Source organism: Pseudomonadota bacterium, from assembly GCA_010028905.1.
Taxonomy (GTDB): Bacteria; Vulcanimicrobiota; Xenobia; order RGZZ01; family RGZZ01; genus RGZZ01.
This window is the reverse complement of sequence record RGZZ01000396.1, coordinates 1-4680: the sequence shown is the minus strand read 5'-3', so window position 1 is coordinate 4680 and position 4680 is coordinate 1. Positions and strand designations below refer to the sequence as shown.

Below are 4680 nucleotides of genomic sequence, written 5' to 3'. Positions count from 1 at the left end.
CACGTACTGGCCCGCGGCAGGAGGCTCGATAAGGCGCGTCTCTCCCCCGACGGAATGGCCGGAGGCCTCTTCGTCGGAGCGCAGACGCGCCTTGATGATGGAGAGCTTTGAAAACGGATTGTCTGGACCGTTCGATGACATGCCCGTCGTCTTCTCGTGACCGCCGCCAGGCCAGACAGAGCCTGGGCGAGGGGGGTGTTGGATAAGGCTTCGCGCTCGCGATGGCTTCTGCCTGCGTGATCCGGTGCACATGCGCAGGAGTCGGCATGCCTTGCTCTGAAATGCGGGGACGTGAGCGTCGGGCACCCGTGGGCGATGTCAGGAGATCGCGAGGATCTGCAGCAGGGCGCTGCGACGCAGCCTCCCGATGCGCGCCGCGTGGCGGCGATCGAGGTCGCGCGAGCCTTCGTCGAATCGAGCGCCGCCCCATCTATGGGTCTCGCCGATGGGGTGCGTCACCATGTTCGTGAGGTTGTCATCGTGGCGTCGAGCTCGCGCGGAGGGTCGAGCATGCTCGCCGAGATGCTGCGGCAGACCCCCCAGCTGCTCCATCTGCGCGCCGAGGTCAATCCCTTCTTCGTGCTGAGCGGCCTCTCGCATCCGGAGAGCGCCACCGACTCCGACGCCCTCGACGCGCGATCGGCGGCCGGCGCTTCGGCAGAGGCGCTCGATCGGCTTCTGGCGCGTGACGTGGGCGTGGTCTGCGATGACGCGCCCGCACTGGAGCGCTTCTTCGATGAGGTCGCGGTTCGTCTGCGGCTGCAGTGGCCGGAGGAGGTCTTTGACCGGGACCGCGTGGCGTCACTTGCACGCCAGATCGCCGCAGAGGTCGATCCCCGCACCGATGTGTCGCGATTCCACGTGCGTCTCCTCGAGGCGCTCCGCCCTGGGCATCCCGCATTGAACGCCTGGTTCTACGACATCGCCGACGACGTCGTGGCGCGCGAGGCCCCCGAGCTGGCGCGGCCGCTCGGCGCGCCGGGCACGCTGCTCGTCGAGGAGCCGCCGTTCGTGACCATTCGCCCCTGGCGGTTGGCTGCGCTCGAAGATCTCCAGAATCGGCCTCTCATCGTGAAGACGCCGAGCAACGCCTATCGCCTCGAGTTCCTGCGCGCGTTCTTCCCGAACGCGCGGTTCCGGGTGCTGCATCTGCTGAGAAGCGCGCCGGCCGCCGTGAACGGCCTCGTCGACGGCTGGCGCTATCGCGGGTTCCACGCCCATCGCCTCGAGCGGCGCCTCGAGATCGCAGGGTACGCCGAAGCGCTCGATGATGAGGCCGCCCGCTGGTGGAAGTATGACCTCCCTCCCGGGTGGCGGGCGCACACGTCTGAGCCGCTCATCGACGTCTGCGCGTTTCAGTGGCGGTCAGCGCATGACGCCGTGCTGCGCTTTCTCGATGCGCACCGCGATGTCGACCGCCTGCGCCTTCGGTTCGACGAGCTGGTGGGGTCGCCGACCGTGCGCGAGAGCTGCCTGCGTCGCCTCTGTGAATGGCTCGGCATCACGCTCGACGCGGGGCTGCGCCGGGTTCTCGATGAAGGGCTCCCACCGGTGATGGCCACCTCTCCTCCGCGACAGCGTCGGTGGTTCGAGCGGGCCGACATGCTCGAGCGGGTGCTGCGTCAGCCCCAGGTTCGAGAGACGATGGAGCGATTGGGATATGGCGAAGATCCGCAGACCTGGCCCTGAAGACCCCCTGTCCGGTCGTGCCACAAACGGGGGAGAGGGGTATCGCCCACGGGTCGCAAGCCATGCGGCCGAGGTGTGCGAGGGGCGTCTCTGGACCCGATGCGGCGTCTCCTCCGAGGTCGCGCCGCTACGCGCCGTGATGCTGGCCGTGCCAGGCGCTGAGCTCGACTTCCCGGAGCCGCCCGATCGGTGGCTCATGCTCGAGCGCGTCGATGTCGACGCGATGCGGCGCGAGACCGAGGCGATTGCGGCCAGCATGCGCGCCCACGGGGTTCACGTGATCCTGCACCGACCCGCAACCCCTCCCCCTCCGAACTTCCTGTTCATGCGTGACCTGTTCCTCATGACCCCGGCAGGCGCGGTCGTGGGACGAATGGGGGCGGAGCAACGGGCAGGGGAGGAGCGCCATGCCCAGCTGGCCCTGGCCTCTGCGGGGATCCCGGTGGTGGCCGCGGTGCACGGGAGCGGCACCTTCGAGGGGGCAGACGCGCTCTGGCTCGACGCCAAGACCGTGCTGGTCGGCGTGGGGCGGCGCACGAATCGCGAAGGGTATGCGCAGGTGCGGCGGGTGCTCGCCTCGCAGGGGGTCGAAGCGCTGGCCGTGACGCTGCCCAAGGGAGTGCAGCATCTCCTCGGCGTGGTGAATCTCATCGATCACGATCTCGCAGCGGTGAACGCCGAGCGTCTGACCCGAGGCATCCGGGGCGCTCTCGAGCGTCGCGGCATCCGTCTGATCGCGCTCGAGCCTTCTCACGAGACGCGCTGGGGGCGCGCCATGAACTTCGTCACGCTGCGGCCACGTCACGTTCTCATGCCTGCTGGCGCGCCTGAGGTGAGAGCCACGCTCGTTCGTGCGGGTGTGGTCTGCGAAGAGGTCGGGGTCGATCAGTACCTGCGGGCCGCGGGTGGGCTGGGGTGTCTCACGGGCATCCTGCATCGCGGCGCGTGACGGGGGGGGCGGTCTGCCGTGCCGGGCAGGCAGAGAGGGGAGCGGGTTCTCCTTCCCGAAGCCTCGGCGATAAAGCATTCCTGCACGGAGGTTTCCCCCCCAATGAAGAGAGCGATCATCTGCGTGCTCGTCCTTCTTGCCGCGGTCACGGCCGCAGCCCGCGCCGCTGATCCGGTGAGAGCCGTGGCGGTGCTGCACCCCACCAAGGACAGCCATGTCGCGGGCACGGTCTGGTTCATCCAGGAGAACGGGAAGGTCCACGTGGTGGCTGACATCACGGGGCTCACGCCTGGGGCGCACGGCTTTCACGTCCACGAGTTCGGTGACGCCACGTCTGATGATGCGTCTGCGGCCGGCGGACACTACAACCCCCACAAGATGCACCACGCTGGCCCCACCGCTCCGAACCGGCACGCGGGTGACCTGGGCAACCTGGTTGCCGACGCAGAGGGCAAGGCGCACCTCGATGTGGCCGACGCGGGTCTGAGCCTCGAGGGGGCAGACAGCGTCATCGGACGCGCGGTCATCGTGCACGCCAGCGCCGACGACCTGACGTCGCAACCGGCGGGCAACGCCGGACGTCGTGTGGCCTGCGGGGTCATCGGCGTCGCGGGGCCCGTGAAGCACTGATGCAGAACATGACAACGCGCAAGCGCTGCTGCGAGGAGGGTTCATGAGCACTTCACCGGGCTGGGAAGAGAGTCTCGACGAAGAGATCGACGGGGTCGCCGTGGTGGCCGAGTACGCGCATCTCAAAGAGGCTATCGAGAGAGACAACCTGCACACCCTTCACGAGGGGCACGTCTCCATCGTGCGTGACGCGCTGCTGGTTCCCGAGGGAGGCAGCGTGGTCGACAAGATCCGTGGCGGCAGGCTCGAGTGGGAAGATGTGGGCTACAACCAGTCGCTCACCCACGTCGACCACGATCCCACCACCTTCGATCGCATCAGCCTCGAGCGAATCGTGAACGTCGAGGGCGTGCACAGGGGGTCGAGCAGCATCATCTTCTCCGAGACCACCGAGGTGCTCCCCGATGGCACGCAGCGCCTGGTGGTCGAGAAGAGCGAGCGCTACACCGTCCCCGCGCAAGGGGGCGACATCGTGGGCGAGCGCTACGCCAAGGTGCACAGCCCGAGTGGCGTCATCATCGAGAAACGTCACGTCCGCCAGCGAACCCCCACCCCGCCGCACTGACCCGGCGAGGCGCACCTGGGTCCAGGGCGCGCAAACGGCGCTGAATGACGGCCACGCGTCGCTGTGAACGCTGTCAGACGAGGCTCGTGAGGCGCGCGCTGCGCTTTCTGGCGCGACGGCCCAGCGCGCGCTTCCGCGCATGGCCCCACGAGCGGCGGGCGCTGACCAGAGCCCGTGCCCTCCGACGATTCTCTGCATCCGGTCACCGATGCCCCTTTGCGCCCTCTCTCGAACGTGGTATACTCAAAGCATCGCGCATCTGCGCGGCGCACAGACGGTCTGGAGGCTCCCATGCGAAAACTGGCCACCTACCTGGTTGCATTCCTGGTCTTCGTCGCGGCATTCTTCGCGGTGAAGATCACCCTCACGCTCATGTTCGGCACGCTTGTACGCACCGCGGTGCTCGCCCTCGGGGCTCTGGCGGCTGTGGGCGTTGCAGCCGTGGCGCTGAATCGACGACGGTAGAGGGCGCCACGCCGACATGACCCGATTCGGGCTGGCGAGAGGTCTCGCGGCCCTTCTTTTGATTCTGGCCCTCTCTGACGCGCTGATGGCCCGTCCGCTCTCGCGGGACTGGGTGCTCCCTGGAACCCGTCCAGGTCCCACCGAGCTGACCCCCGCGACCGATGACTGCTCGTTGAGTGTTCGGCGCGTGGGCATGCGCAGCCGTGACGCAGTTCTCGACGGACGGGGAGAGCTTGTGATCTACCCTGTCGTGCTGTCGCCGCGAGGGGTTCTCTTCGCCGGGTACGAGCGCACCTATCCCGCGGGGAGCATCGGCCGTCGCTGGCTCTACTGGGACTTTCCCACGCAGTTCCGCGCGCCGGATTCACGGGTTCGCAACGAG

General features: G+C 68.1%; 6 protein-coding genes. All 6 read left to right on the top strand.

Annotated features, from left to right (window positions below; all coding sequences use genetic code 11):
* The first annotated feature begins 291 nt into the window (after window positions 1-291).
* Window positions 292-1689 carry a sulfotransferase gene (locus EB084_19860; protein NDD30521.1) on the top strand — a complete coding sequence of 466 codons (1398 nt, stop codon included), beginning with the start codon at window positions 292-294 and terminating at the stop codon, window positions 1687-1689.
* A complete protein-coding gene (locus EB084_19855; GenBank protein ID NDD30520.1) occupies window positions 1661-2638 on the top strand; it encodes an amidinotransferase in 978 nt (325 codons plus the stop codon). Before EB084_19860 ends, EB084_19855 begins: the two co-directional genes overlap by 29 nt.
* 102 nt (window positions 2639-2740) lie before the next feature.
* Window positions 2741-3268 (top strand): superoxide dismutase family protein, encoded by a 528-nt coding sequence (locus EB084_19850; GenBank protein NDD30519.1) that lies wholly within the window; start codon window positions 2741-2743, stop codon window positions 3266-3268.
* Window positions 3269-3311: 43 nt separating this feature from the next.
* Window positions 3312-3833, top strand: a complete 522-nt coding sequence (locus EB084_19845) for a hypothetical protein (GenBank protein NDD30518.1) — start codon at window positions 3312-3314, stop codon at window positions 3831-3833.
* 174 nt (window positions 3834-4007) lie between these two features.
* Entirely contained in the window at window positions 4008-4298 is a 291-nt protein-coding gene (locus tag EB084_19840; protein ID NDD30517.1) for a hypothetical protein, read from the top strand.
* Window positions 4299-4314: 16 nt separating this feature from the next.
* On the top strand, window positions 4315-4680 hold a 366-nt coding region (locus EB084_19835), incomplete at its 3' end, for a hypothetical protein (protein ID NDD30516.1).